Here is a 26,190-nt window from a genome sequence, read left to right as displayed (position 1 = left end):
TGATCGATGGGCGTCACGGGACCCCCCGGGCCGGTGATGGACCGGGACGAGGTGGACCGTGCGCTGGCGCGGCTCGGCGCGGAGCACGAGGCCATCGAGACCTCGCTCCTCGCCCTGCAGGACCACGCGGGCCGCAGACTCCTCGAGGGCGCCGAGCTCACGGGTACGACCAAGGAGCGCTGGTCGACCGCGGACGCGTCGATCACGCTGCTGTGGGCGTACTTCGACGCGTACACGGACGCGCTGCGCTCCGCCCGTGACATCCGTTCCCGGCGGCGCTGGTCGAGCCGTGAGGACCTGGTCGACCTGACCGAGCTGCTGCGCGGCGCGAGTATCACGGTCGCCGGCTCGGCCACCGCCGCGGCGAACGCGCCGACGCTCGCCGGCACCGGGAAACTCAGCGAGCGGTTCTCGCTGGTGGCGCTGGTGGACCGGATGAACGAGCTGTACGCGTCGTCCCTCGACACGGTCGTCGCCGCGGACGCCGTCTGGTCCGCGCTGCCCGCCCGGATCGATTTACTGGCCGCGGAGCTCCAGCGCACCCGCCAGCTCGCGCACTCCGTGGGCGTACGCCCCGGTGAGCACCCGGCCGGCGACGACCTGGAGCGGATCACCCGAACCCTGAGCACCCTGCGTCAACAGGTCGTCTCCGACCCGCTGGCCTTCTGGACGCCCGCGAAGGGCAGTTCGGCGCCCGGCGGCGGACGTCCCGACACGACGACGTACGACCGCGAGGCGCGCGCCCTGGAGGACGTGCGCCGGGAGATCGACGCGGTGCTCACCGTCCGCCAGGACGCGGAGGCCCGGCTCGTGCGGCTGCGGGACGTGCTCAGCCGCGCCGACCGCACGCTCGCGGAGGCCAGGAGCGCCCGCGGCGAGGTGCTGGCGAAGATCGCCGCGTCCGAGGTGCCGGCCGTCAGCGGGCCGCCGACGGCGCTGCAGGAGCAGTTGGCGATGGCCGCGGAGTACCGCAGACACGCCCAGTGGCACCGTCTCTCGCCGCTCCTGGAGGCGCTGGAGGAGAAGGCCGAGGACGAACTGCTGCGCGCCCGCGATTCGTTGACCGCGGTCACCGCGCCGCTGGCGGTCCGCGCGGAGCTGCGCGGCCGCCTCGACGCGTACAAGGCGAAGGTGGCGCGGCACGGCCTCGCAGAGGACCCGTTCCTCATCGAGCGCTACGACGCGGCCCGGCGCATGTTGTGGAGCGCGCCCTGCGATCTGCGGGTGGCGGGGGAGGCGGTGCTGCGCTATCAGCGGGCCGCCGCCGATCTGCTCAGCCCGCGGGTGCCCGAGCAGGGCGGCCCCACCGACCGTAGGGGGCCCCACGCGTGAGCGTTGAAGGTGATGCAGTGTGAGTGAGCAGCAGAAGTGCCAGCGGCCCGGTTGCCCGGGGTCGTACGAGGACGTGGGCGGCGGCGAGCTGTACTGCGACACGTGCGGTCTGGCACCCGTCGTCTCGGCTGGGGGTCCCCCCTCTGGGGGACAGATGGTGGGCTCGCCCCCGACCGGACTCACCGCGGGCGGCGAGAGCTCGCGCGGCTCCAGCAGCAGTTCGCGGGCGAGTTCCCGCGGCTCCAGTTCCCGTACCTCCTCGCGTTCCTCCCAGTCGCGGCGCTCGGTCTCCGGACGTCTGTCGCGCTCGCTGTCCGGCAACGCGACCGGCCGCTCGGTGTCGGTGCGCAGTTCGGGCTCGACCGCCGCCTCCAGTGGCCGCGGCCGGCTCGGTGCCGGCCTGGTGCAGGTGCCGGACGTGCCGCGGCCCGACCCGCGCGCGATGGTGCTGGAGAACCCGGAGGTGCCCGAGCGGAAGCGGTTCTGCTCGCGCTCCGACTGCGGGGCGCCGGTGGGCCGTGCGCGTGGTGAGCGGGCGGGGCGCACCGAGGGATTCTGCACCAAGTGCGGGCACCCGTACTCGTTCGTGCCGAAGCTGCACGCGGGCGACATCGTGCACGGCCAGTACGAGGTGGTGGGCTGCCTCGCGCACGGCGGGCTCGGCTGGGTCTACCTCGCCGTCGACCGGGCGGTCTCCGACCGCTGGGTGGTTCTCAAGGGTCTGCTCGACACCGGCGACCAGGACGCGATGGAGGCGGCGATCTCCGAGCGGCGCTTCCTCGCGGAGATCGAGCACGCCAACATCGTGCGGATCTACAACTTCGTGGAGCACCTGGACCAGCGGACGGGTTCGCTGGACGGGTACATCGTCATGGAGTACGTGGGCGGCAAGTCGCTGAAGGAGATCGCCAACGGGCGCCGAACGGCGGACGGGAAGCGCGATCCGCTGCCGGTGGAGCAGGCCTGCGCGTATGGCATCGAGGCCCTGGAGGCGCTCGGCCATCTGCACAGCCGCAATCTGCTCTACTGCGACTTCAAGGTCGACAACGCGATCCAGACCGAGGACCAGCTCAAGCTGATCGACATGGGCGCGGTGCGCAGGATGGACGACGACGAGTCGGCCATCTACGGCACGGTGGGCTACCAGGCGCCGGAGGTGGCCGAGGTCGGTCCCTCGGTGGCGAGTGACCTCTACACGGTCGCCCGCACCCTGGCCGTACTGACCTTCGACTTCCAGGGGTACACGAACGTCTTCGTGGACTCGCTGCCGGACCCCGACAACATCGAGGTCTTCCGGACGTACGAGTCCTTCTACCGGCTCCTGGTGCGCGCCACCGATCCCGATCCGGCGCGCCGGTTCGCGTCCGCGCAGGAGATGGCGGAGCAGCTGACGGGTGTCCTCAGGGAGGTCGTGTCCCTCCAGACGGGGCGGGCACGCCCGGCCCTGTCCACCCTGTTCGGGCCGGAACTGAAGGTCACGGACACCGAGTTGTTCGGGAAGCTGGACGGAGACGTGTCGCGACTGGGGGCGCGGGTGGTGCCCCTACGGGGGAGAAAGCGCGCGCCCGCGCCGCCCCCCGGCAGCAACGGAGCGGGGGCGAACGGCACCCCGCCGCTCCCCCCGGCGCCCGCTCCGGCCCCGGCCCCGGCCGCTCTGGTCAAGCCGTTGAACGCCGCGGCCACCGCGCTCGCGCTGCCGGTCCCCCGCGTCGACCCGGGCGACCCCAACGCCGGTTTCCTCGCGGGCCTGATGGCCTCGGCGCCCGCGGAGCTGATCACCGCGCTGCACGCGGCGCCCACCGGCTCCCTGGAGCTGCGCCTGCGCGAGCTGCGGGCCCGGCTGGAGATGGGTGAACTGGCCAGCGCGAGCAGGGCACTGGAGGCGCTGGAGGCGGACCACCCCGACGACTGGCGGGTGGTCTGGTACCGGGGCGTCGCGGCGCTGGCGACCGGGGAGCACGAGACCGCGGCGCTGTCCTTCGACGCGATCTACGACGCCTTCCCGGGCGAGCCCGCACCGAAGCTGGCGCTCGGCCTGTGCGCAGAGGTGCTCGGGCAGCTGGACAACGCGGCCGAGTACTACCGCCTGGTGTGGACGACCGACCCCAGCTATGTCAGCTCGGCGTTCGGCCTGGCCCGCGTCCAGCTCGCGGCGGGCGACCGCCGCGGCTGCGTGCGCACTCTGGAGTCCGTACCGGAGTCGTCGATCCACTACACGGCGGCGCGGGTCGCCGCGGTGCGGGCGCGGCTGCGGCAGCGGCTGGCCGAGGAGGCGGCGGCAGCGGCGTTCCTGGACGATCTGACAGCGGCGGCCGGACAGGTCGAGGCCCTTGACGGATACGGTCTGGACGCGGTGCGACGCGAGCAGTTGTCGACGGAGGTCCTAGGCTGCGCCCTGGACTGGGTACTCTCCGGTAGCCAGAGTTCCGCCCCGCACTCCGGCGGCGGACGGGTGTTGCTCGGCAGTGAGGTGGACGAGCGCGGTCTGCGCTTCGCGCTGGAGCGCTCGTACCGCACGCTGGCCCGCCTCGCGCAGGGCGGCGAGGAAAGGATCGACCTGGTGGAACGTGCCAACCGTTACCGCCCCCGGACGTGGGTGTGATTGATGTCCCAGATGCCCCAGCCCACGGCCCTTTCGCGGTGCCCCAGTTGCGAGGAGCCCCTGGAGGCGGGTGACCGTTTCTGCGGTGCGTGCGGGTACGACCTGTCGGCGGTGCCCGCACCGCCCCAGGACCACCCCACGATCACCATGAACGGCTCGTCGCCACGCCCCTCCGAGGCCGCCGCGGGCCTGGACTGGCCCCTCGCACCGGAGCCCGCGAGCTCCGACACGCCCGCGCCGGTGCACCGGGCCGCCGACATCCGGGGCCTGGACTCGGGCGGCTCCGAACTCCCCCACCCGGATACGGAGTCCGCGGGGGTCCAACAGCCGGGCGGGCACCCTTCGGGCGCACAGCCTTCAGGCGTGCGGTTCGACCGGCGCCCGGAGGCCGACGAGTACCCACTCGCCCCGCCGGCCGGAGCCCCCGCCGGTCCGGTCGTCGATCCGCGGACCGCGGACCTCGGCGCGTCCGTCACGCCCCCCGCGGGCACCAAACTGTGCGTCGCCTGCCGCTCCGGCCATGTGGACAGCGACGGCTACTGCGAGAACTGCGGGCACGCCCAGCCGCGCGAACGGGACCACATGGAGCAGGAGTTGGGTGCGGTGTCCGCGGTCAGCGACCGAGGTCTGCGCCACCATCGCAACGAGGACGCGTTCGCGATCTCCTCGACCGCGCTGCCGGACGGCTCCCCCGCGGTCGTCGCGATCGTCTGCGACGGGGTCTCCTCGGCGACCCGCCCCGACGAGGCCTCGCTCGCCGCGTCCCGCGCGGCGAACGAGGCGCTGCTGGCGGCGCTGCCGCTCGGCACCCACCCGCAGCAGGCCATGCACGAGGCGATCCTCACGGCCGCCGAGGCCGTCAACGCGCTGGCGGAGGCGCCCCCCGCACACGAGGAGCACGCCCCGCACCAGAACGCGCCCGCCTGCACGCTCGTCGGCGCGGTCGTCACCCCCACCCTGCTGATCGTCGGCTGGGTCGGCGACAGCCGCGCCTACTGGGTTCCGGTGGACCGCGCCACACCGCCCGCCCGGCTCACCGAGGACGACTCCTGGGCCGCGCAGATGGTCGCCGCGGGCCTGATGAGCGAGGCGCAGGCGTACGCCGACGAGCGCGCCCACGCCATCACGGGCTGGCTCGGCGCGGACGCGTACGAACTGGAGCCGCACACCGCTTCCTTCAAGCCGGACCGGCCGGGTGTAGTGGTGGTGTGCACCGACGGACTGTGGAACTACGCGGAGGCGGCCGAGGAGATGGCCGAGGTCGTGCCGCTGGACGCCGCCGAGCGGCCGCTGCACAGCGCCCAGGTCCTGGTGGGTCACGCCCTGGACGGCGGGGGCCACGACAACGTAACAGTGGCCGTCGTCCCGTTCCCGGCCCCGCCACAGGGGGCAGGATCGGCCTGAGGCCGCGAAAGGGCGCAATCCGTACCCACGGGGACGGCCTCGGACCGGAGGGGACCGGTCCGCATACAGTCATCACCTCCGCCAACCACCGGAGGTCTTGAGGGGGACGAAGAAGGCATGGCCAATTTCTCGAAGTCGAACGTGCCGCAGTTCTCGGTCGACGTCTACCAGAACGAGTACCTGCCCGAGAGCGGCCGCGAGGTCAACGCGATCGTCACGGTGAGCGCCACCGGCGGCGGCACCATCGGGAGCGCGGTCGGCGCGCCCCACCTGTACGGGGCGGGCCGGGGCCCGGACGCCGCCGTGGCGATCATGGTCGACTGTTCCGGCTCGATGGACTACCCGCCGACCAAGATGCGGGGCGGCCGCGACGCCACGGCCGCCGCGATCGACACCCTGCGCGACGGCGTGCACTTCGCGGTGATCGGCGGCACGCACGTCGCCAAGGAGGTCTACCCCGGCAACGGGCGCCTCGCGGTGGCCGACGCGGCGACCCGCGGTCAGGCCAAGGAGGCACTGCGCAGGCTGAGCGCGGGCGGCGGTACGGCGATCGGCACCTGGCTGCGCCTCGCCGACCGGCTGCTGTCCTCGGCCGAGGTGTCGATCCGGCACGGGATCCTGCTCACCGACGGCCGCAACGAACACGAGTCGCCCGAGGACCTCAAGGCCGCCCTCGACTCCTGTGCCGGACGTTTCACCTGTGACGCGCGTGGAGTGGGTACGGACTGGGAGGTCAAGGAGGTCACCGGGATCGCCTCGGCGCTGCTCGGCACCGCCGACATCGTCGCGGACCCGGCCGCCCTGTCCGCCGACTTCACACAGATGATGGAGACGGCCATGGGCAAGGAGGTCGCGGACGTCGCGCTGCGCCTGTGGACGCCCGTGGGGACCGAGATCAAGTTCGTCAAGCAAGTGGCCCCCACGGTCGAGGAGCTGACCGACCGTCGCACCGAGGCGGGCCCACGCGCCGGCGACTACCCCACCGGGTCCTGGGGCGACGAGTCACGCGACTACCACGTGTGCGTCGAGGTCCCCTCGGCCGGAGTGGGCCAGGAGATGCTGGCCGCCCGGGTGTCGCTCGTCATACCGCAGGGCGACGGAGGCGTGCACAACCTCGGCGGGCAGGGGCTCGTCAAGGCGGTGTGGACCGACGACATGGTGGCCTCGACGAGGATCAACGCCCAGGTCGCGCACTACACAGGTCAGGCGGAACTGGCGCAAGTCATCCAACAAGGACTGGATCTGCGCAAATCGGGGGATGTCGACGGAGCGACGGCCAAGCTGGGCCGGGCCGTTCAGCTCGCGAGCGTGTCGGGCAACGCCGATACTGCGAAACTGCTTGCGAAGGTGGTGGACGTGGTCGACGCCGCGGCAGGTACTGTGCGATTGAAGGCAAGGGTCGAAGAGGCCGACGAAATGACCCTTGAGACGCGGTCCACAAAGACTGTTCGTGTAAAGAAGTAGCGAGCCCGGTTCCCGCTGGGAACTGGAGAAACCCGGTCACAACGGCCGGAAAAGGAGAGGGGGAAGCGCCGACATGCCGACCTGCCCGAACGGACACCAGTCGGGTTCCGACGACTGGTGCGAGGTCTGCGGTCACCGCATGGCCGGTGCCGTGCCTCCGCCCCCTCCACCGCCGCCCCCCGCCGGTTACGGCTATCCGCCGCCCGGCTCGCCCCCGCCCTCCGGCCCCGGTGGCCCCGGGGCCGGAGGCGGGCGCCCGCACCTGTCCGCCGTGCCCCCACACGAGCCGGAGCTCTGCCCGCAGTGCCGTACGCCCCGTGAGGGCGGTGCGCCGTTCTGCGAGGAGTGCCGGTGGAACTTCCTGACGAACACGGCGACCTCGTACACCCCGGCGGCGCCGCGTCCGCAGTCGCCCGCACCCGGGCTGCCCAATCCGGCGCTGCGCTTCCAGCAGCCCCCGCAGGGGCAGCCGGGCGGGACCGGCGCCGGTCCCGGTCCCGGTCCTGGTCACGATCCCTTCGAGTACCAGAGCTCGCGGCCCTCGCAGATGAACCGCCCCGCGGAACCGATTCCGCCCTACGGGCAGGATCCCTCGGGCTTCCGCGGTGATCCGTCCCGTCCGGGCGGCCCGGGTGGCCCCGGCGGTCCTGGTCGTCCTGGTGGTGGTCCCGGCGGCTTCGGCGCGGATCCGTCCCGTCCGGTTCCGCCGCCGCCCGGGCCCACGCCCGGTGGACCCGGTGGACCCGGTGGACCTGGCGCCCCGCAGGCGTTCACCCAGCAGCCGGCCGCGCCCGCGTTCCCGCAGCAGGGCCAGCCCGGGCCCGGCGGTCCGCAGTCCTCGGGCCCGTCCTTCGGCGGCGGTGACGACGACTGGGTGATCTCCCCGCCGGGCGGTTCGCCCGGCGGTCCTGGTGGTCCCGGTGGTCCTGGCGGCCGTCCCGGTGGTCCCGGTGGTCCCGGTGGTCCCGGTATGGGTCAGGGCGGCGGCTACGGCTATCCGCAGCCCGGCTCGACCCAGGCCCCGCCCGGCCCCGGTCCCGCCTACCAGCAACAGCGGCAGTCGCTGTCCTGGAGCGCGACGATCGGTCCCGACCGCGAGTACTTCATGGCGATGATGCAGCGCTCCGGCCCCGAGGCCGCGGGCCTGAACCTGCCCGCGTACTCCCCGGAGCAGCAGCGCCCCCTCACCGGCAACCAGTTGACGATCGGCCGCCGTCGGCACTCAACCGGCGACACCCCGGACATCGACCTCTCGGTGCCCCCCGAGGACCCCGGCGTCTCGCACCAGCACGCGGTTCTGGTCCAGCAGCCCGACGGCAGCTGGGCGGTCGTCGACCAGAACTCGACCAACGGCACCACGGTCAACGGCGGCGAGGAGCCCATCCAGCCCTTCGTGCCGGTCCCGCTCCAGGACGGCGACCGGGTGCACGTCGGCGCCTGGACGACGATCACCATCAGGCGAGGCTGACGGCGAAGCCTGCGGCAGGGGTCACGGCAGCGGCCAGGCGTACGGCCCCTCGGGGTCGTCCAGCCACGCCCAGGCGTCCGCGCCGTCGACCGTGACCCCGTACCGCTCGCGCACGGGCCGGTTCTCGCGCTCCCAGAGCTCGTACGCCTCGTACGGGGCGAGGCTGCGCGCCGCGAGGGTCAGCAGGAACCGGAGCAGCTCGTCGCCGCGGACCCGGCGCGGCAGCTCGCCCAGGTGCTGCGGCTCCAGTTCCTCGGGCCGGCTCGCGCCGCGCAGGGGCACGAAATAGGCGGGCGTGTGCAGGAAGCGCCCCTCGGCGTGCCCGGCGTCCCGGACGCGCAGCGCGATCAGGCCGGTGGCCAGCGGTGCCAGGATGCGGGCGCCGGGGCGGCACTGGGCGAGCCACGGTCGCGGGATCGAGGTCAGCGTGCAGGTCGCGATGATCCGGTCGAAGGGGGCGCGCTCGGGGACCCCGCGAGCGCCGTCTCCGGTGACGACGGTCGGGTGGTACCCGGCGGTGGCCAGGTGCCGGCGCGCGGACTCCGTGATCTCCGGGTCGAGGTCGATCGTGGTCACCAGACGGTCGCCGAGACGGTGGGCGAGCAGCGCCGCGTTGTACCCGGTGCCGGCGCCGATCTCCAGGACGGCGTCCCCCTCCCGTACCTCCAGCGCGGTCAGCATCATCGCCATCAGCGACGGCTGACTGCTGGAGGAGATCAGCTCGCCGTCGCGCACCCGGGTGGCCAGCGGGGCGTCCGCGTAGGCGCCGCGCACCCAGTGCTCCCGGCTGCGCGGGTCGGGGTCCTCGCCCCACACGCGCTCGAAGCCGCCCACGGCACCCACGTAGTAGTACGGCACGAAGAGGTGGCGCGGGACCTCCTCGAACGCCGCCCGCCACACCGGGTCGGCGGCCCAGGCGCCGCTCCGGTCGATCTCGCGCACCAGGGCGGCCCGCGCCAGCGTGGCGAGGTTGTCGAGGTCGTGGTCGTGGTCGTGGTCGAGAGCGTGGGCGCTCATACCTCCACTGTGCGGCGGGACGGGCCGCGAGGCGAATGCCTCACCCGCCGGGTCGCCGGGGCCGCTGGGGCCGCTGGGTCGCTGGTCCTAAGCCTTGCGTCCTCGGCCACCCGGTCTGAGACCATGGTGAGGTGAAAGAGATCCGGCGCGGCACGCTTCAGGAGCAGACCTTCTACGAGCAGGTCGGCGGCGAGGAGACCTTCCGGCGCCTCGTGCATCGTTTCTACGAGGGAGTGGCCGAGGACCCGCTGCTCAAGGCCATGTACCCCGAGGAGGACCTGGGCCCGGCCGAGGAGCGCTTCACCCTGTTCCTGATCCAGTACTGGGGCGGCCCGACGACGTACAGCGACAACCGCGGTCACCCCCGGCTGCGGATGCGTCACGCCCCGTTCGCCGTCGACCAGGCGGCGCACGACGCCTGGCTCGCGCACATGCGGGTGGCCGTCGACGAGCTCGGCCTCTCCGAAGAGCACGAGCACACGCTGTGGAACTACCTGACGTACGCGGCCGCATCGATGATCAACACAGCTGGCTGAGATCAGCGGACGCTGACGTCCAGCGCCCCGAGACCCGCCCTGCGCACGGCGATCGATCCATAGGGCGTACGAAGCCGCAGCCACGCCCCGGACGAGTACAGCCCCAACGGGCTCTCGCCTGGGTCGGCCTGCCGCACCGGGCGCAGGAACCCGAGCGACTGCGCCGCATGGGCGGCCCGTACCGGAAGTCCGGTGTCTCCGACCGGCCGGGACCAGATCTCCCGTCCGATGCGGTCGAGTTCGGCGCGGGTACGGGCCTCGGGCGCCAATTCCTGCGTACGGGACCGGAATTCGGCGACCGCGGTGGCGACCATCGCGCGTACGGCGTCCGGTCCGGGCAGTCCCGGCTCCGGCCGCCAGCCTCCGCGGGGCGGGAGGACCCCGGCCCACGGCGGCCCGGTGACAGCCTCCGGAACACCGACGGTGGCCGCCGACTCGTCGATGGACTCAAGGAGTTCACCGGCGGAGACGGTCACGTCGAGCGTGACGTCGAGCCCGTTCTCGTACGGCTTGGCGAGCCGCGCCGTACGGATCGCGAGGACCTCGAACGACGGCGGCCGGCCGAAGACCGCGAGCGCGGTGCCGTACGCCTGGAGGCGTACGGCGGCGGCGCGGTCGTAGTGGATCAGCCGGGCCAGGAAGGCGGCGAGGTCCGCCGCCTCCCCGTCGTCGGCGAGGTGCAGGGCGGTCACGGTCATGCCGCGACGGCCTCGTCAGGCTGGTCGTCCCGGTACTCCTCCAGGAACTCCCGCTCCTCGGCGGTGAGGCGTCGCGGGCGCTGGGCCTCGAAGTCGAACGGCACGACCACGGTCGCGGCCCGGACGTAGAGCTGGTCCGCGTCCTTGACCTCGTACGTGATCGTGAACGCCGCGGCCCTTATCTGGGTGATCCACAGCTCGATGTCCACCGGCTCGCGCCGGTGGACGAGCTGCCGCTTGTAGTCGATCTCGTGGCGGGCCACCACGGACCCCTGCTTGAACTGCTTGTCCGGGCGGGTCAGGAAGTCGATACGTGCTTCCTCCAGGTAGCGGAGGAAGACCGCGTTGTTGACGTGGCCGTACGCGTCCATGTCCGCCCAGCGCAGCGGGCAGCGGTAGATGTGCCGCAAGATCGATCAGCCCCGGGTCAGCTTCTTGTAGGTGGCGCGGTGGGGGCGCGCGGCGTCCGCACCGAGGCGCTCGATCTTGTTCTTCTCGTAGGACTCGAAGTTGCCCTCGAACCAGAACCACTTCGAGTCACCCTCGTAGGCGAGGATGTGCGTCGCGACCCGGTCCAGGAACCAGCGGTCGTGGGAGACGACCACGGCCGCACCCGGGAACTCCAGCAGCGCGTTCTCGAGCGAGGACAGCGTCTCGACGTCGAGGTCGTTGGTCGGCTCGTCGAGGAGCAGCAGGTTGCCGCCCTGCTTGAGGGTGAGGGCGAGGTTGAGACGGTTGCGCTCACCACCGGAGAGGACACCGGCCGGCTTCTGCTGGTCGGGACCCTTGAAGCCGAAGGCGGAGACGTACGCGCGCGACGGCATCTCGACCTGGCCCACGTTGATGTAGTCCAGCTCGTCCGAGACCACGGCCCACAGCGACTTCTTCGGGTCGATGTTCTCGCGGCTCTGGTCGACGTAACTGATCTTGACGGTCTCGCCGACCTTGATCGTGCCGGAGTCCGGCGTCTCCAGACCCTGGATCATCTTGAAGAGCGTGGTCTTGCCGGCGCCGTTCGGGCCGATGACACCGACGATCCCGTTACGCGGCAGCGTGAAGGAGAGGTCGTCGATCAGGACCTTCTCGCCGAAGGCCTTGGAGAGGTTGTTGACCTCGACCACGATGGAGCCCAGACGCGGGCCCGGCGGGATCTGGATCTCCTCGAAGTCCAGCTTCCGCATCTTGTCGGCCTCGGCGGCCATCTCCTCGTAGCGCGCCAGACGCGCCTTGGACTTGGCCTGCCGCCCCTTGGCGTTGGACCGCACCCACTCCAGCTCTTCCTTGAGCCGCTTGGCGCGCTTGGCGTCCTTCTGGCCCTCGACCTTGAGGCGGGAGGCCTTGCTCTCCAGGTACGTCGAGTAGTTGCCCTCGTAGCCGATGGCGCGGCCGCGGTCGAGCTCGAGGATCCAGCCGGCGACGTTGTCGAGGAAGTAGCGGTCGTGGGTGACGGCGACGACGGTGCCGGGGTACTTCGCGAGGTGCTGCTCCAGCCACTGCACGGACTCGGCGTCCAGGTGGTTGGTGGGCTCGTCGAGGAGCAGCAGGTCGGGCGCCTCGATCAGCAGCTTGCACAGCGCGACGCGGCGCTTCTCACCACCGGAGAGGTTGGTGACCGGCCAGTCGCCGGGCGGGCAGCCCAGGGCGTCCATGGCCTGCTCCAGCTGGGCGTCCAGGTCCCACGCGTTGGCGTGGTCCAGGTCCTCCTGGAGCTTGCCCATCTCGTCCAGCAGCGCGTCCGAGTAGTCGGTCGCCATGAGCTCGGCGACCTCGTTGAAGCGCTTGAGCTTGCCCATGATCTCGGCGGCGCCGTCCTGGACGTTCTCCAGGACCGTCTTGGACTCGTCGAGGGGCGGCTCCTGGAGCAGCATCCCGACGCTGTAGCCGGGCGACAGGAACGCGTCACCGTTGGAGGGCTGCTCGAGCCCCGCCATGATCTTGAGAACGGTGGACTTACCGGCACCGTTCGGACCGACCACACCGATCTTCGCACCCGGCAGGAAACTCAGGGTGACGTCGTCGAGAATCACCTTGTCGCCGTGCGCCTTGCGCGTCTTGCGCATGGTGTAAATGAACTCAGCCAAGAGAAACCGTCCGGACGCTTGAAATCGGCAGTGGGCAGATACACCCCATCTTGCCTGACGGCTACCCCTCGGGGGAAACCCGTTCGGTCAGGGGGCCGTGACCTGGCCGTTCGTCGACCGCCCTGGTAGCTGACCTGTCACTGGTTGTCGCCGCCGGTCACTGTCGAGCGGCCTCGCACGGCCCAGGGACGGCCCAGGAGACCGCCCACGGTCGCCGACGTGACGCAGGTCGCGCCCGCCCAGGGCCGTCACTCGAGCGGCTGGGGAGCGACGGGGAGCTGTTCGCTGTAGAGCCAGGTGAAGGTGCGGTCCGGTTCGAGATGGGCGTCTCCCCAGTGGATGGCGTGGATGCCGTTCTCCGGGTCGGCTGTGAAGAACAGACAGACGAGCCTCGTGGAGACGCCGAGCGCCTCGAACGTCTCGTGCAGCTCCTCGTACTCCTCTGTCGTCAGGTCGTCGTCGAGAGGGAACAGCCCTTCTTGAGGCTGCGGCCCGTGCCCCAGGAGCATCCGGCGGCGCGTAGGGGAAGCGTTGGAAGCCAACCGGGCACGATCAAGCGGCTTCGGACGGTCGGCGTACTTGAAGGGGAAGAGCGCGTGGTCGTTGATGACGGCGTACTCGTACCCACGTACGTCCCGCACGGCTTCCTCCAGCTCCCGCGCCGTATCTGCCAGGTTCTCCCGCACCGCCTCCGCCAGGGTGGCGCCATAGGGACTGCGCTTCTTCAACCGGGCCGTCAGATGCACGGCGTGGGCTCGCGCGTGTGCCCTGGCCAGTTGCACCGGAACCGCGGCAGCGAGCCCGCCGGCACACTGCCCGAACCGCTCTACCGCCCAATCCGACGGTACAACCCGATCCTCACCTGACACAGACACGCAGCGTCCCCCTCCCCCGGTCACCCCGCCTCTCAACTATTTGACACGTACACGAAGTGCCCACAAGGGAGCGATCCGGCCACATGAGACAGAAGGCTTTGCTGCTCACGAGGCAGCAGGCAGTCAGCATGGCCAGCCGTAGATCGAGACCTGGAGGCCTGGTTCGCCATATTGACGTGCGGCAAAGCCGGTGGCGGTGCACACTTTTTCGCCGTGGAGATCATCAAGGGCGAGCTGCGGCGTCTTCAATCCGGTCTCGGGGCCGATGACGGTCGACAGCGGCCGTTTCTCGTGCGGGTCCGGTTCCTTGCCGAGGATCCGGCGCGGGTCATCGCGAATGCCCGTGCCGCGCTGGCGTGTGTGGTCCAGCGGACGGGTGACTGGCCAGCCTTCGGGCGATGGTCCGAGCTGCTGCCGGCGGAGTTCATGCAGCGGTGCGCGCCGGAGCCGGAGCCGGACCCGTCATTCGATGTTCAGGCCTGGCTGCAGACGTGGCAGGCGATGACGCCCGAGCAGAAATCAGCCTTCAACCAAGAGCCTTGGACGCTGTCGGACTGGCTCTACTACTTCGACCCGACCGAGGACGGCATGGGCGACGATCGCAGCTGGTGGTGGTGGGACGCGGGGTCCGATGAGCCAGGCAACGGCTGGGTTGAGGTGGCCACCACCGGCTGGCCGTTCGGCAGCGGCTCACTGTCCTGGATGATCAAGGCCAGCGGTGGCAGGGATCTCGATTATCGAGACTGATCTACAGCTGGAGCATTCGGTGACATCCGCCTTGTAAGTTCGATCCACCAGCCGCCCTGGAGCTCTTAGGCCCTCGTTCGTCGGGCGCGTTCGGTTGCTCAAGGCTGCCTGTGTACGCCGTCGTTGATGTCAGCTGGTGATGTCAGGTTGGATGGTGCGATGGAACGTGTTGAGGCAGAGCTGTTCACGGACGGTGGGAACAACGCTGTGGTGCGCCTGCCACCCCGTCGGTTCCCCGGCGTCTTGATCCAGGGTGACTCTCTCTCCGTCATCCGCAGCGAAGTTGCCGAAGTCATTGAAGCGTGCGACCAGGGCGACCTCGCCGGGGCACAGGAAACCGCCAGCCTTCTACTGGCCGACCTCGATGAGCTGCTGGCGCGGTACACCGTCGCGCTGGATGCCCACAAGGTCCCGCGGCCGTACTGATCGCAAGGCTCTGGTCTTTGAAAGCTGGATCGCTGCTTTGTAAGGGGGGACGTGATCGGCGGCGGAGTTCCCCAGGTCACTCCAGCCGTAGCCGCAGCCCAGTGAACGACGAATCACGACTGCAGCGAGCCGTCGTTGACCGTGGCTGACCGCACGATGTGGCACGACTGTGGCACGTTCCGAACGACAGAGCGCTTAGAAGGGAGCTGTGCGCTCTTAATTGATGATTCGTCTGACCGGAAAACTCAACGGTCAGATGGGGATGGCGAGATAGCCCCTCGATGGTGACGGTCGGGGGCTGGTGTGGGGCGGTGGGGTCGTGGGATGTCAGGCGGCTGCCGGGGTGAGGGTGACGTCGTGGCCGAGGGCCTTGAGCTGGCGGACGAGGTCGCGGCTCTTGCGGGCCGGGTCGAGGTTGCGGGTGTGGAAGTCGGGGCCGAGGTCTCGGTAGCGGGCGGTCGGGTCGTTCATGAGGTGCCAGACGGCGACCAGGATGGAGCGGGCGACGGCGACCAGGGCTTTCATGTGGCCGCGGCGTTTGACGATGCGGCGGTAGCGGGCGCCGAGGAAGGTGTCGGTGCGGGCGGCGGAGATTGCTGCTTCGCCGAGGGCGCCGCGGAGCCAGGGGTTGCCTTTGCCGGTGGGGCCGGAGGTGTTCTTGTTTCCGGACTGGAGGGTGCGTGGGGAGAGTTTCGCCCAGGACACGAGATGGCCGGCGGTGGGGAAGACCGTCATGTCCAGGCCGGTCTCGGCGAGGATGACCTGCGCGGTGCTGGGGCCGACGCCGGGGATCTCGTCGAGGCGTTCGGTGTCGGTGATCGGTATGAGGGTGCCCTGTCCGGGGCCTTCGTCGTCCTCGGTGGTGGACAGCTCGGCCAGACGCAGGGTGATCCGGGCGGTGAGCTTGTCGATCTGCACGGTGAGGTAGTCGACGGTGTCCAGCAGCATCCGGCACATGAAGGCGTGGTGTTCTTCGAACCGGCCGGTCAGGGCCTCGGCCAGGGTGCTGTGGCTGGCCTTGATGGTGCCGTGGGCCAGGTCCGCCAACGCCTTGGGGCTGCGTTCGCCCGCGATCAGTGCCTCCAGCATGGCCCGGCCGGAGACGCCGAAGATGTCGGCGATCACGGTGGACAGCTTGATCTGGGCGTCCTCGAGGAGTTTCTCGGTGCGCTGCTTGTGGCGGGTGCGCTCGTGGGTCATGACGGCCCGGGCCCGGGTCAGATCGCGCAGTTCACGGACCGGCTTCGGGGGTACGAACGAGGGCCGGAGCATGCCGCGTTCGGTGAGCTTGGCCAGCCAGACCGCGTCCAGGCGGTCGGTTTTGGGCCGGCCCGGGACGTTCTTGACGTCACGGGCGTTGACCAGCCAGCACTCCAGACCACGCGATTCCAGCAGAAAGAAGTACGGCTTCCAGTAGGTCGACGTCGCCTCCATCACCACCCGGGTGACGCCCTGGCAGACCAGGTGGTCGGCCAGGTCCAGGATCGCGCCGCTGGTCGCGACGGTGTTGAAGACCCGCTGCACGCGCTTGCCGGGCTTGTCCTCGTGCGGCACCCGCACACAGACCATGCCCGACGCCTTGGCGATATCGATCGCCGCGACACGGGCCACGAGCTCCTCGGCCTGCTCGATCTCCTCGACGCCACCGTCGTCGGTGTCCGCCATGCACAACTCCCTGGTATCGATCCGTACGGGCCGACGCCTGCCCAGGGGGCCGCGGGGGAGCGAAAATCTGACCGGCGTGCTCGATGGCAACAGTGCGTGGCCCCTCTGCGGCCCCGGCACCAGACTGACCTACGGGCTCAACGTCCCAACGAGCTACCGGCGTCGGCGGGCAGGCGCCGCAGCCATGTTTTCACGCCGGCAAGGCGCACCCGAAGGGAACAGGGGGACTGACCTGCGACTTCTTCGGTGACGTCCTGGCCAGACGCCCCACTTCACCGTGCATTCACCGGACGCCTAGATTCCGCGCCCGCCCTCCGGATGCTCGTGCGCACCGGCTGGCCCCTTCCCCCTCCCCGCACACGACACCCCCGTACTCCTCCGTCGGACGAGTACGGGGGGATCCGCCATGCCCAGCAGACGTCAGCCTCGGAAGGTCCTACGGCGTCGCAGCACCAGGTAACCGCCCGCGGTCACCAGCGCCGCCGCGGCGCCCGGCAGCAGGCCCACCGGGGCGCTGCTACCGGTCTCGGCCAGGCCACCGCCGCCCTGCGCGGACGGGGAGGCGGCGGCGGACGGGGCTGCCCCGCCCTCGCTTGAGGAGACACTCGGCGCGGCGGTAGCACCCGCCGAACCTGAAGGCGAGGACGACGCCGGTGAAGAGGGCGACGCTGAGCCGGACGGCGTCGTACCGCCACCACCGCCCCCAGAGCCCTTGCAGTCTGTCCAGAACACCTTGTGCTTGGCGGCTCCCTTCTCGCCGTCGAAGTTCCAGAACAGCTTGTAGTGCCCGTCAGGCAGCGACAGGTCTGCCGTACGGCCGTGACCCTCGGCATCCAGGGTGATCGCCCCGGACTTCATGGTCTCGCCTTTGGCGGCGGCTGTCGGAGCCCAGGCCTCGATGTGCCAGTCGACCTGCTGTATCGCGTCGAAACCGAAGGCGTCGAGGTAGAACGTGCAGACATGCGGCTCGTTGCGGCGCAACTCCTCGCCTGTCCTGGCGTCGTGGATCTTCACTGTCCCGTTGTCACCGGGAGGGGTGGCGTACGCGGTCGGTGCGAGGAGCAGCAGGGATGAAACACCGGCGGTCAGCGCGCCGGCGCGTATGAGAGTACGCATGGGCAGGTCCATCTTCGAGATTCAAACGGGAAGATGTGGAGGGGGCGCCTCAGCGTCCAGCCCGACCTGAGGACAGATAAAGCACGAACAGGCAACGAAAAGAACGTGCCGCCAAAGTGGCGGCCATCCTCAAGACCTCGCGGGCGTCCCCGCTGTGCGGGCCGTCACTCGGGCGGACGGCCACTCGGTGCGTGTCCTCAGCAGGATTCCTGCGCACATGGTTCCGGAGTGATTGTGTCGATCGCACCTCGTAACTCTCTGACCTGCGGCGGAATGCGTGAGGTGGCGCCCGCGACACAGGCTGTGTCGGAGGTGTGTCGGGCGCTCCCCGGGCGGTTCGCCCTGCCGGTCCCTGATGCGCGTGCGGCCCACGCCGGTTGAAACCTGCCGCGTCAACTCTCGCGGCAGAGAGGCTCGGCCGTCATCTACTGGTAGTACCGAACCGCCCCCGGCCACCAGGGCCGGGGGCGGACGGCTTCGCGGGCACACGACCCAGCGCGAGGCTGTGGCGTGAGACGCCGGTTTGGGTGTGGGACAGCCAGGCCCCGGGCTAGTGACGTGCGAGCCCGGAGAACTCTGCTGAGGCCCCGGCCCAGCCGCACACGAGTGGGCGGCCCGATCGTTGCGGAAACAGGGGGCTTCCGTTTCGACTGGCGGAGGCGTAGGTTCCGTTTACCCCGCGGCGGCGTCTTTCGAGGCGTTGGCCCGCCAGTTCCGGGATGGCGGGCCGCGCGGGGGCCAACTGCCCTGTCGTGGCCGTGCCTTGGCAGACGCGGCGAGTGCTCCCGACAGGATTCAACCTGCGCACACAGCTCCGGAGGGCGCTTCGGTCCTAGGAAACTTCGCTGGTCAGGGCAGCGTCCGGGACTGGTCGAGCGAGGCCTGTCCACGGATAGTCCACGACGTCCTGACCATCGCATGCAGGTCGTGGACACGTTGGTCCCCTTGGGCGGCTCAAGACCGCTGGTGCCCTCGGTCGTTGATGTCAGGCCTGGATGTCAGCCGCCCATCAGCTTGGGCCTCTCGATCCCTCTCAGGCGGTCACATGACATTCGATGGCTAGGAGTCATCACGCCAGGCGAGGAAGGCCACGGTTCGCGTTGGCAGGGGCTCTCCGCGGAGTCGAGCTGCGAGGAGGTTGATGCCCTCCTGGGAGATACCCACCATCCTTGCCACCTTTGCCAGTTCTTCTTGCGCGGAGCTATCGGCATATATCGCTGCAGTTACCTCTTGTAGTCGGCTCCGCAACTCCGCGCCAGGAATCAAATGCGACATCATCTCGATTTCACGCAGATGCTCGGACTGACGCGCCCGCCACCCTGAGTTATCAGGGGGGTAGGAACCTGGCGCGATGCGGTCGCGCCGACCGGGCAAGCGGGATGGGTCAGGCGGTGGCGGGGGCTGTCTTGGACAGCGGCACCCGGTCCGAGGGCAGCGCGGCAGTGGCGGGCCGGAAGGCTGCGAGGGCGGGCAGGTCCGGGGTGCGGTCGGCGTGCTTGTTGAAGGCGAGATCTTCGGTCTGGCGGTCGACAACCTCGGTGATCTCGGCTGGCTCTACGTGCGGCAGCAGGTCAAGAAGGTCCGCGGCTCGCTGGTCTTCGCGCCGCCCAAGCGCGGCAAGCTCCGTGACGTGCCGCTGGACCCTGAGGTGTCGGCGGCCTTGGCCGAGCACATGAAGCGCTTCCCGCCGGTTGAGATCACCTTGCCCTGGCTGACGCCGACCGGGCCGAAGGTCACGCATCGGCTCGTTTTCACGAGCGGTGTGGGCGCCGCCCTGTGGAGCAACGGGTTCAACGATCAATCGTGGAAACCCGCGCTGGCGTCCGCCGGAATCATCCCGGTTCCCGAGAAGGGGCAGCGCTACACAGCCGCACGCGAGCACGGCATGCACGCCCTGCGGCACTTCTACGCGTCGGTCCTCCTGGACGCCGGGGAGAACATCAAGGCGCTGAGCCTGTACCTCGGTCACAGCGACCCCGGATTCACGCTCCGCGTGTACACCCACCTGGTGCCGAGCAGCGAGACCCGGACCCGGAAAGCCATCAGTGCGATGTACCGGGCCGCCGGTCACACCCATGACGGCCCAGAGACGGCCCAAGCCGCCTGACACGGCCCCTCATCGACGGGAAACCCGCTGGTGAGGGGCTGTTTCATGCCCTCGTTCGGCAAGTAACACCCCATCTTGCCTGACGGCTACCCCTCGAAGGGAACCCGTTCGGCCGGGGGCCCGTGACCTGGCCGTTCACCGACCACGCTGGTAGCCGCCCCGTCACTGGCCGTCGCCACCGATCGCCACCGGTCACTACCGAGCGACCTCGCGCTCAGCTCTGTCATGCGGCCGTGAGTCTCCGCTCGTGAGCGGTCGGGTCCGCCTGGAAGGATCGCTGTCATGGGCACGGACATACATGGGTTCATCGAGGTCAGAAGCAGCCACATCGACACCTCCGAACCCGACGACGACGAGCCTTTTCTCCGCTGGCACGCGGCCATGGCGCTGGCCCATGTCTACAACGACCGGTCGTACGAGGCATTCGGCTGCCTCTTCGGAGTCCGGAACGGATCCTTCGAGCCCCTTGCGGCGCGGCGGGGTTTCCCGCAGGACGCCTCCCGAGCGGCCGCACGGGCCTACCAGTGGGAACTCGAGGACGCCCACAGTCCCTCTTGGATCGATTGGGCCGAGCTGGAGGCGGCGGAGTGGGACGAACCGGCAGCACCACTCGCGCAGCGGCCGGCGCGTGACGATCGGCTCACCCGGCGACAGGCGGTGCGGGACGAGGACTGGGGCGACGTGTGGACGGTAATGCGCACCCTCGCCGAGCGCCGCGGAGCCGAGAACGTCCGCCTCGTCGTCTGGTTCGACAACTGAGACCACGTGACACCCGCCCCGGTCAGCTCTGGTCAGCTCTGGTCGAAAAAAGACGTGGCCCCGTACGGCCCCACGGTGGGACCATGATCGAATGCTTTTCCGCGCTGCCACCGCAGACCCCGTAGACCTCGACCGCGCCGCCGCCTACCCGGCCGACGGTCCCGTCCCCGCCCTGACCGCGGAAAAGATCCGGGAGGAGCTCGCTAGCGACCAGTTCCGCCCCGAGTGGATCTGGTTCGCCGAGGACGAGAACGGGGAGATCCTGGCTCGCGCCCTGTGGTGGGGCCGTGCCGACAGCGCGCGGCCGATCGCGCTCGACTGCCTCCAGGTACGCTCCGGCGTCGTCGACCCGGTCGCCATCGCCTCCGGGCTGCTGGCCGCCGGCCATGCCGCCTTCGGGGCTCTTCCCGTTTACAACATCTCGCTGCCCCGCGACTGGCGGAGCGACCCCGTGCTGGTCGACGCGGTGGCCTGGCGCAGGGAGGCGGCGCGCAGGTCCGGACTGAGCAGCGAGATCGAGCGTCTGCGGTACGAGTGGACACCGGCCGCCGAGGTCCCCGCGCCCGCGGGGAAGCTGATCTTCCGGGAGGGCACGGACGAGGAGTTCCTCGACGCGTTCATCCGGCTGTCGGCCGGGAGCCTGGATCAGCACACGCGGAACGAGCTCCGCTCGATGGACGCCGAGCAACTGGCCCGCGAGGACATCGAGTTCTACCTCGACTGTCCCGGTGAGCGCTCCTGGTGGCGCCTCGGCGAACTCCCGGACGGCACTCTGGCGGGCCTGGCCATCCCTTCCGCGACCCCCTACCACCGAAACGTCGGCTACCTGGGTGTCGTCCCGGAACAGCGCGGACAGGGCCTGATCGACGAAGTCCTCGCCGAGATCACCAGGTTCCACGCGAGCGAGGGCGCCGACCGCGTCACCGCTACGACGGACACCGTCAACGTTCCGATGGCCGCCGCCTTCGACCGCGCGGGCTATGAGGTGACCGAGATCCGCCTCATCCTGGAAGCCCCACCGCGGTGAGCCGACAAGCTCGTTTCCGACGCGGTTCGTGGTCGTTCCGTCACTTCTTGTCGATATCGGCCGTCATCCCGTGCGGAGTCGGGCGAAGAAGCACACTCTGGTAGTAGGGGCCGAGGCCCGTACCAGGGGCTGGGGCCCGCCTCGGAGGTGATCGCAATGACACAGACGACACAGTCGCAACCGGCCGCGGTGCACGGAATGACCGCCGTCGGCTGGCACGTCGAGATCGAGTTCGAGGAGGACGACCACCGCACCCGCGCCGCCGCTCTCCTTCGGCTCCCCGACGGGAACGAGGTACGCGCCCACGGGTACGCCAGCCGCCACCCCTCCGACGCCAACCAGCCGAGAGTCGGCGAGGAGGTCGCGGGCGCGCGGGCGCTCAACGAACTGGCGATGAAGCTGTTGACCAAGGCGCACGACGAGATCGACGAGGCATCGGGGAGGACCTCGCATCCGCTGAGGTGACCCTGCGCGAATGAGGTGAGCCTGCGCGAAAGGGGCGGGGTGGGGCCGACAGGGGTGGCGTGTGGCCGACAAGGGCAGGGTGGGCCTGGCGCACGCTGTTTCCAGTGATCCGGTCCGCATCCCGTCCCACCCCGAAGGACGCCCATGCGCAAGAAGATCATCATCGACTGCGACCCCGGGCTCGACGACGCCATCGCCATCCTGCTCGCCGCGGGGAACCCCGACGTCGAGATCGTCGCCGTCACGACCGTCGCCGGCAACCAGACCATCGAGAAGGTCACCCTGAACGCCCGCCAGGTGTGCACCCTGGCCGGCCTGCACGGCATACCGGTCGCGGCCGGTGCCGCCCGTCCCCTCGTCCGTGACCAGACCCTCGCCGCCGAGATCCACGGCGACACCGGGATGGACGGCCCCGCCTTCATCCCTCCGGCCATGGAGGCCGACCCCCGGCACGCCGTCGATCTGATCATCGAGACGGTCCTCGCCCACCCCGGTGAGATCACCCTCGTCCCCACCGCACCCCTGACCAACATCGCGCTGGCGCTGCGCCGGGAACCCCGTATCGCCGCACTGGTCAAGGAGGTTGTCCTGATGGGCGGGTCGTACACCCGCGGCAACGTCACACCGGCGGCCGAGTTCAACATCCACGCCGACCCCGAGGCCGCCGCGATCGTCTTCTCGGCGGGCTGGCCCCTGACCATGGTCGGCCTCGACCTGACCGCCCAGGCCGCCGCCACACCGCAACTGCTGGCCCGCATCGGGGCGTTGGGCACAACCGTGTCCCGGTTCGTCGTCGACCTCCTCGACCACTACAACGCCACCGTCGGCAAGGTGCACGGCGCGACGGCCACGATCCACGACGCGTGCGCGGTCGGCCGTGCCATCGACCCGAGCCTGATGGAGGTCACACCGGCCCATGTCGAGGTCGAGCTACGGGGTACGGCGACCTACGGCATGACGGTCACCGACTTCCGCGGCGGCTCCGGCCCGGCGAACACCTCCGTGGCGACCAAGCTGCACACCGAGCGTCTGTGGGACCTGCTCATCAACTCGCTGGAAACCATCGCCGCGACCACCGCACGGACGACCACCTAGCTGCACTGGGGTTCACTCCCGGACGCCCGCCAGTTCCACCGCCCGGCGCCTCAGGGCGAGTGCGGCGGGGATGACGGACGAGACGAAGGCCAGCGCCGCGCAGGCGCCGACGACCGCACCGATGGCCGTCCACGGGACCTCGATCGCGGTCGGGGCCGACAGCAGACCCAGGGCGCTCCACATGCCCAACAGGTTGACCCCTGCGACGAGGAGTCCCAGTACTCCACCGACCGTGACGACCGTCAGCGCCTCCGCACCCACCAGCCGGAGCACCTGCCACCGGGGGGCTCCGGCCAGGCGCAGCACGGCCAGGTCGCGCACCCGGTCGGAGGTCGCCATGACCATGGTGTTGGCCAGGGAGATACCGGTGTAGAGGAGGGCGATGCCCAGGACCAGCAGGAGGCCGAGCCGGGTCGTCCGGTTCGTCTCGGGGTAACTCGCCTGCACCCACTGGTCCTTGGTGAGGACCTGTCCGCCCGAGGTACGCACCGCCGTACGCAGCCCCGCGGCCACGGCGCGCGCGTCGGCACCGGCGGCGAGGGCGACGTCGACCCGGTCGACGGTGGCGCCTGGGGCGTTGCGCGGAGTGACGTACACGCCGTTGTTTCCGGTGCCCGTGGTCATCACCGCGGCGATCCGCAGCGACTTCCTCGTGCCGTCGCCGAGCCACACCAGCACCCGCTGCCCCACGGTGTGACGCTGCCATTCCCGGTTGACGATGATCGAGTCGTCGTCGAGGTCGCTCGTCCTCCCGGCCTCGAGCGGCAGCCGGGTGGTTGCGGCGATCGGTCCGGGATCCGCCGCGCGCGCCTCGGACTTGACCAGTGACACGCCGTCCTCCAGAACGTGGACGGCGCTCGACGAGGTCGCGGACACCTCCGCGCCGGACACCTGGCGCAGCCCGCGCAGTGTCACCGCGTCGAAGCCCGCGCCGTTCGCCGGGGTGACGACGAAGTCGGCGGACGTCTGCCGGCGCGTCTCGTCGGCCTTCGCCTCGTTCAGGGTCGCGGTCGCGCCCAGCAGCGAGCCGGTGAGGGCGACGGTGACCAGGACCGGCGCCGCGATCGCGGCGGTGCGGCGCACACCGGCGGCGGCGTTCTCCCGGACCAGCATGCCGCCGGCGCCGGGGAGTTGGGCCGGGAGCCAGGCGATCAGCCGGGTCAGCGGGCGCACCACTGCCGGCGCGAGCAGGGCGACCGCGGTGATCATCAGCATCGGTCGGCTCACATAGGTCTTCCGGTGCAGCAGTTCACCCGGGGCGCCGACGAGGGCGAGGACGAGCGTCACGGCGGCGGTCGCCAGCAGGGCCAGGCCGGACAGCCTGCGGCCCGTGGTCATCGTCCGGGTGTCCACGGAGGCCTCGCCCAGCGCCTGGACGGGGGCTGTGCGGCCCGCCCGCCAGGAGGCGGCCGCCACGCCGCACAGCGCGACGAGCAGGCCTGTCCAGAACGCCAAGTGGTAGGGCCAGGTGGCGTCGCCGATGGTGAACCAGCTCGGTGCGAGTCCGCCGTCGACCATCCGTGCGGCCAGCCGTGGCGCACCGTACGCGCCGAGCCCGCATCCGGTGGCCGAGGCGAGCGCGCCCACCACCAGGGCTTCGGCGAAGACCATTCGGCGGATCTGTCCCGGGGTCGCCCCGGCCGTGCGCAGCAGCCCGAACTCCCGGCGCCGCTGGGCGACCGCGAAGGCGAAGGTGGACGCCACCACGAAGACCGAGACGAAGCCGGTGACACCGCCGGCCGTGCCGAACAGGGCGTTCATCGCGGTCAGCGCCGCGCTGTCCCGGTCCGGGTCGGCGTCGGCGTAACGGCGCGCGTCACCGGTGAGGACCTGGACGCCCGTACTGGCGCGTACCGCCTCGCGCACGGCCGCCGCGTCGGCCTCCACGACGAGCTGGACGCTGCCGGGCGACAGTGCGGCGGCGCGCTCGTCGACGTAGAAGACCGCGTTCTCGAAGCCACGTCCGGCGGCGGGGCCACCGACCCGTTCTGTGCGGACCACCCGTACGACGCCGACCACCCGTACCGTGCCGCGATCGGTCCGTACGCGCTCCCCCGGCTTCGCCCAGTCGCCGCTGACGACGACCTCGTCGGCCGCCCGGGGCGCGCGTCCCGCGTCGATCTCGTACGGGGCGAAGGCCGCGGTGGACCAGGGGTGGCCCACCAGTTCGCCGCGGCCGCCCCGGGCCCGTACGGCGAACGACCGGTCCTCGACGACCGTGCCGAGCTTCCTCAGTTTCGCGACGGTCCCGGCGGGCATGGCACGCGGCTGGGCGAGCTTGTCGACCCGGACGCCGATCGAGGTGGGCACGCGCAGGGTGTCCGCTCCCCTGACCACGACCGGCGCGGCGGCGAACCGTTCGGGTTTCCCGGCGGGCGCGTTCAGCGACGAGGCGAGGGCCAGGACCGTCACCGCGATCAGCGCGACACCCAGCGAGAGCGCGACGAACGTGCCGGCGAAGGTGACCCAGCGAGTGCGCAGGGTGCGCAGGGCGACGCTCAACACGGCAGTGCCTCCAGTTTGGTCATGCGCGCGGCGATGTCCTCGGCACCGGCCCCGACCACCTCACCGTCGACCCGCCCGTCGACGAGGAAGACCACGCGGTCGGCGTACGCGGCGGCCACCGGATCGTGCGTGACCATGATGATCGTCTGGCGCCCGCCGTCGGCCATGCCGCGCAGCAGGCTCAGTACCTCACGGCCGGTCCGCGAGTCGAGGGCTCCGGTCGGCTCGTCGCCGAAGAGCACCTCGGGGCGGGTGTTCAGGGCGCGGGCCAGGGCGACGCGTTGCTGCTGGCCGCCGGACAGCTCTGTCGGCCGGTGCCCCGCCCGGTCGCCCAGGCCGACCTGTTCGAGGACCTCACGCACCCGGGCCCGGGCGGGGCGGCGGCCCGCGAGCCTCAGGGGCAGCGCCACGTTCTGCTCGGCGGTAAGGGACGGCAGCAGGTTGAACGCCTGGAAGACGAAGCCGATGCGTTCTCGTCGCAAGAGGGTCAGCCTGGTCTCGCTCAGCTTCGTCAGATCGGTCCCGCCCACGGTGACCGACCCCGACGTGGGGCGGTCCAGCCCGGCCGCGCACTGCAGCAGGGTCGACTTGCCCGAGCCGGAGGGGCCCATGACGGCGGTGAACGTTCCCTCGGCGAAGCCGAGCGAGACCTCGTCGAGTGCCGTCACCACGCCGCCGCCCGACCCGTAGCGCCTGCTGACGGAGTGCAACTGGATCGCGTCGATGTTCATGGCTTCACGAAACCGTGTGGAGGTACCGCGGCGCGGTACGGCGGAAGCGAGACTTGAGGTAGGGCCAGGC

At 70.6% G+C, this 26,190-nt stretch carries 22 protein-coding genes; 13 read left to right on the top strand and 9 right to left on the bottom strand.

Translation table 11 applies throughout. From position 1 onward, the window contains the following. Positions 1 to 6 precede the first annotated feature (6 nt). The 5 genes from OG819_RS20265 to OG819_RS20245 all read left to right on the top strand — a co-directional run bounded on the left by OG819_RS20265 (position 7) and on the right by OG819_RS20245 (position 8,270). Complete coding sequence (locus OG819_RS20265) at positions 7 to 1,332, top strand: hypothetical protein (protein ID WP_266650758.1); 1,326 nt, start codon at positions 7 to 9, stop codon at positions 1,330 to 1,332. Positions 1,333 to 1,351: 19 nt separating this feature from the next. Then, positions 1,352 to 3,934, top strand: a complete 2,583-nt coding sequence (locus tag OG819_RS20260) for a serine/threonine-protein kinase (protein ID WP_266650757.1) — start codon at positions 1,352 to 1,354, stop codon at positions 3,932 to 3,934. Beyond that, entirely contained in the window at positions 3,935 to 5,338 is a 1,404-nt protein-coding gene (locus OG819_RS20255) for a PP2C family serine/threonine-protein phosphatase (RefSeq protein ID WP_266650756.1), read from the top strand. Between the two features lie 117 nt (positions 5,339 to 5,455). Continuing rightward, positions 5,456 to 6,802 (top strand): VWA domain-containing protein, encoded by a 1,347-nt coding sequence (locus OG819_RS20250; RefSeq protein WP_266650755.1) that lies wholly within the window; start codon positions 5,456 to 5,458, stop codon positions 6,800 to 6,802. A 73-nt stretch (positions 6,803 to 6,875) separates the two neighbouring features. After that, positions 6,876 to 8,270, top strand: a complete 1,395-nt coding sequence (locus tag OG819_RS20245; protein ID WP_266650754.1) for an FHA domain-containing protein — start codon at positions 6,876 to 6,878, stop codon at positions 8,268 to 8,270. Positions 8,271 to 8,291: 21 nt separating this feature from the next. Here OG819_RS20245 and OG819_RS20240 read toward each other — a convergent pair whose 3' ends face one another. Beyond that, a complete protein-coding gene (locus tag OG819_RS20240) occupies positions 8,292 to 9,287 on the bottom strand; it encodes a methyltransferase domain-containing protein (protein WP_266650753.1) in 996 nt (331 codons plus the stop codon). 131 nt (positions 9,288 to 9,418) lie between these two features. Between OG819_RS20240 and OG819_RS20235 the strand changes: the two genes are divergently transcribed. After that, a complete protein-coding gene (locus OG819_RS20235) occupies positions 9,419 to 9,823 on the top strand; it encodes a globin (protein ID WP_190168926.1) in 405 nt (134 codons plus the stop codon). 2 nt (positions 9,824 to 9,825) lie between these two features. On the opposite strand, the gene OG819_RS20230 is transcribed toward OG819_RS20235, so the two are convergent. From OG819_RS20230 to OG819_RS20215, 4 genes are all read right to left on the bottom strand, one after another. Next, complete coding sequence (locus OG819_RS20230) at positions 9,826 to 10,515, bottom strand: hypothetical protein (RefSeq protein WP_266634330.1); 690 nt, start codon at positions 10,513 to 10,515, stop codon at positions 9,826 to 9,828. 2 nt (positions 10,516 to 10,517) lie between these two features. Then, positions 10,518 to 10,931, bottom strand: coding sequence for a thioesterase family protein (locus tag OG819_RS20225; protein ID WP_266624772.1), 414 nt, complete (start codon positions 10,929 to 10,931; stop codon positions 10,518 to 10,520). Positions 10,932 to 10,937: 6 nt separating this feature from the next. Beyond that, complete coding sequence (gene ettA / locus OG819_RS20220) at positions 10,938 to 12,602, bottom strand: energy-dependent translational throttle protein EttA (RefSeq protein ID WP_075031883.1); 1,665 nt, start codon at positions 12,600 to 12,602, stop codon at positions 10,938 to 10,940. 248 nt (positions 12,603 to 12,850) lie between these two features. After that, complete coding sequence (locus OG819_RS20215) at positions 12,851 to 13,348, bottom strand: hypothetical protein (RefSeq protein WP_266650752.1); 498 nt, start codon at positions 13,346 to 13,348, stop codon at positions 12,851 to 12,853. A 342-nt stretch (positions 13,349 to 13,690) separates the two neighbouring features. On the opposite strand from OG819_RS20215, the gene OG819_RS20210 reads away from it, so the two are divergent. Together OG819_RS20210 and OG819_RS20205 are read left to right on the top strand one after the other, a co-directional pair. Beyond that, on the top strand, positions 13,691 to 14,224 hold the full coding sequence (locus OG819_RS20210) for a hypothetical protein (protein ID WP_266624774.1): 534 nt from the start codon (positions 13,691 to 13,693) through the stop codon (positions 14,222 to 14,224). 159 nt (positions 14,225 to 14,383) lie between these two features. Next, positions 14,384 to 14,650, top strand: a complete 267-nt coding sequence (locus OG819_RS20205; RefSeq protein ID WP_266650751.1) for a hypothetical protein — start codon at positions 14,384 to 14,386, stop codon at positions 14,648 to 14,650. A 327-nt stretch (positions 14,651 to 14,977) separates the two neighbouring features. Here OG819_RS20205 and OG819_RS20200 read toward each other — a convergent pair whose 3' ends face one another. Both OG819_RS20200 and OG819_RS20195 read right to left on the bottom strand, forming a co-directional pair. Beyond that, a complete protein-coding gene (locus OG819_RS20200) occupies positions 14,978 to 16,315 on the bottom strand; it encodes an IS110 family transposase (RefSeq protein ID WP_266647905.1) in 1,338 nt (445 codons plus the stop codon). Positions 16,316 to 16,735: 420 nt separating this feature from the next. Further along, positions 16,736 to 17,431 carry a hypothetical protein gene (locus OG819_RS20195; protein ID WP_266624778.1) on the bottom strand — a complete coding sequence of 232 codons (696 nt, stop codon included), beginning with the start codon at positions 17,429 to 17,431 and terminating at the stop codon, positions 16,736 to 16,738. Positions 17,432 to 18,923: 1,492 nt separating this feature from the next. Between OG819_RS20195 and OG819_RS20190 the strand changes: the two genes are divergently transcribed. From OG819_RS20190 to OG819_RS20170, 5 genes are all read left to right on the top strand, one after another. Beyond that, entirely contained in the window at positions 18,924 to 19,538 is a 615-nt protein-coding gene (locus tag OG819_RS20190; protein ID WP_323139356.1) for a tyrosine-type recombinase/integrase, read from the top strand. A gap of 282 nt (positions 19,539 to 19,820) precedes the next feature. Beyond that, positions 19,821 to 20,297, top strand: coding sequence for a hypothetical protein (locus OG819_RS20185; RefSeq protein WP_266624779.1), 477 nt, complete (start codon positions 19,821 to 19,823; stop codon positions 20,295 to 20,297). A 91-nt stretch (positions 20,298 to 20,388) separates the two neighbouring features. Further along, on the top strand, positions 20,389 to 21,324 hold the full coding sequence (locus tag OG819_RS20180; protein ID WP_266624780.1) for a GNAT family N-acetyltransferase: 936 nt from the start codon (positions 20,389 to 20,391) through the stop codon (positions 21,322 to 21,324). A gap of 156 nt (positions 21,325 to 21,480) precedes the next feature. Beyond that, the gene (locus tag OG819_RS20175; protein WP_266650750.1) at positions 21,481 to 21,789 is read left to right on the top strand and encodes a DUF1876 domain-containing protein; all 309 of its coding nucleotides are present in this window, start codon (positions 21,481 to 21,483) and stop codon (positions 21,787 to 21,789) included. Positions 21,790 to 21,933: 144 nt separating this feature from the next. Next, on the top strand, positions 21,934 to 22,884 hold the full coding sequence (locus tag OG819_RS20170) for a nucleoside hydrolase (RefSeq protein ID WP_266624781.1): 951 nt from the start codon (positions 21,934 to 21,936) through the stop codon (positions 22,882 to 22,884). A 12-nt stretch (positions 22,885 to 22,896) separates the two neighbouring features. Here OG819_RS20170 and OG819_RS20165 read toward each other — a convergent pair whose 3' ends face one another. After that, positions 22,897 to 25,389 carry an FtsX family ABC transporter permease gene (locus tag OG819_RS20165; RefSeq protein WP_266650749.1) on the bottom strand — a complete coding sequence of 831 codons (2,493 nt, stop codon included), beginning with the start codon at positions 25,387 to 25,389 and terminating at the stop codon, positions 22,897 to 22,899. After that, entirely contained in the window at positions 25,383 to 26,120 is a 738-nt protein-coding gene (locus tag OG819_RS20160) for an ABC transporter ATP-binding protein (RefSeq protein ID WP_266650748.1), read from the bottom strand. Before OG819_RS20160 ends, OG819_RS20165 begins: the two co-directional genes overlap by 7 nt. Positions 26,121 to 26,190: the final 70 nt, after the last annotated feature.

The sequence above is a fragment of the Streptomyces sp. NBC_01549 genome (assembly GCF_026339955.1).
Lineage (GTDB): Bacteria > Actinomycetota > Actinomycetes > Streptomycetales > Streptomycetaceae > Streptomyces.
The sequence above is the reverse complement of the archived record's forward strand: the minus strand, read 5'-3'. Positions and strand labels throughout refer to the sequence as shown.

Coding starts and splice junctions, on each gene's coding strand:
- OG819_RS20265 (WP_266650758.1), top strand. CDS start 7: ATGGGCGTCACGGGACCCCCCGGGCCGGTGATGGACCGGGACGAGGTG.
- OG819_RS20250 (WP_266650755.1), top strand. CDS start 5,456: ATGGCCAATTTCTCGAAGTCGAACGTGCCGCAGTTCTCGGTCGACGTC.
- OG819_RS20245 (WP_266650754.1), top strand. CDS start 6,876: ATGCCGACCTGCCCGAACGGACACCAGTCGGGTTCCGACGACTGGTGC.
- OG819_RS20240 (WP_266650753.1), bottom strand. CDS start 9,287: ATGAGCGCCCACGCTCTCGACCACGACCACGACCACGACCTCGACAAC.
- OG819_RS20205 (WP_266650751.1), top strand. CDS start 14,384: ATGGAACGTGTTGAGGCAGAGCTGTTCACGGACGGTGGGAACAACGCT.
- OG819_RS20200 (WP_266647905.1), bottom strand. CDS start 16,315: ATGGCGGACACCGACGACGGTGGCGTCGAGGAGATCGAGCAGGCCGAG.
- OG819_RS20195 (WP_266624778.1), bottom strand. CDS start 17,431: ATGCGTACTCTCATACGCGCCGGCGCGCTGACCGCCGGTGTTTCATCC.
- OG819_RS20185 (WP_266624779.1), top strand. CDS start 19,821: ATGGGCACGGACATACATGGGTTCATCGAGGTCAGAAGCAGCCACATC.
- OG819_RS20180 (WP_266624780.1), top strand. CDS start 20,389: ATGCTTTTCCGCGCTGCCACCGCAGACCCCGTAGACCTCGACCGCGCC.
- OG819_RS20175 (WP_266650750.1), top strand. CDS start 21,481: ATGACACAGACGACACAGTCGCAACCGGCCGCGGTGCACGGAATGACC.
- OG819_RS20170 (WP_266624781.1), top strand. CDS start 21,934: ATGCGCAAGAAGATCATCATCGACTGCGACCCCGGGCTCGACGACGCC.
- OG819_RS20160 (WP_266650748.1), bottom strand. CDS start 26,120: ATGAACATCGACGCGATCCAGTTGCACTCCGTCAGCAGGCGCTACGGG.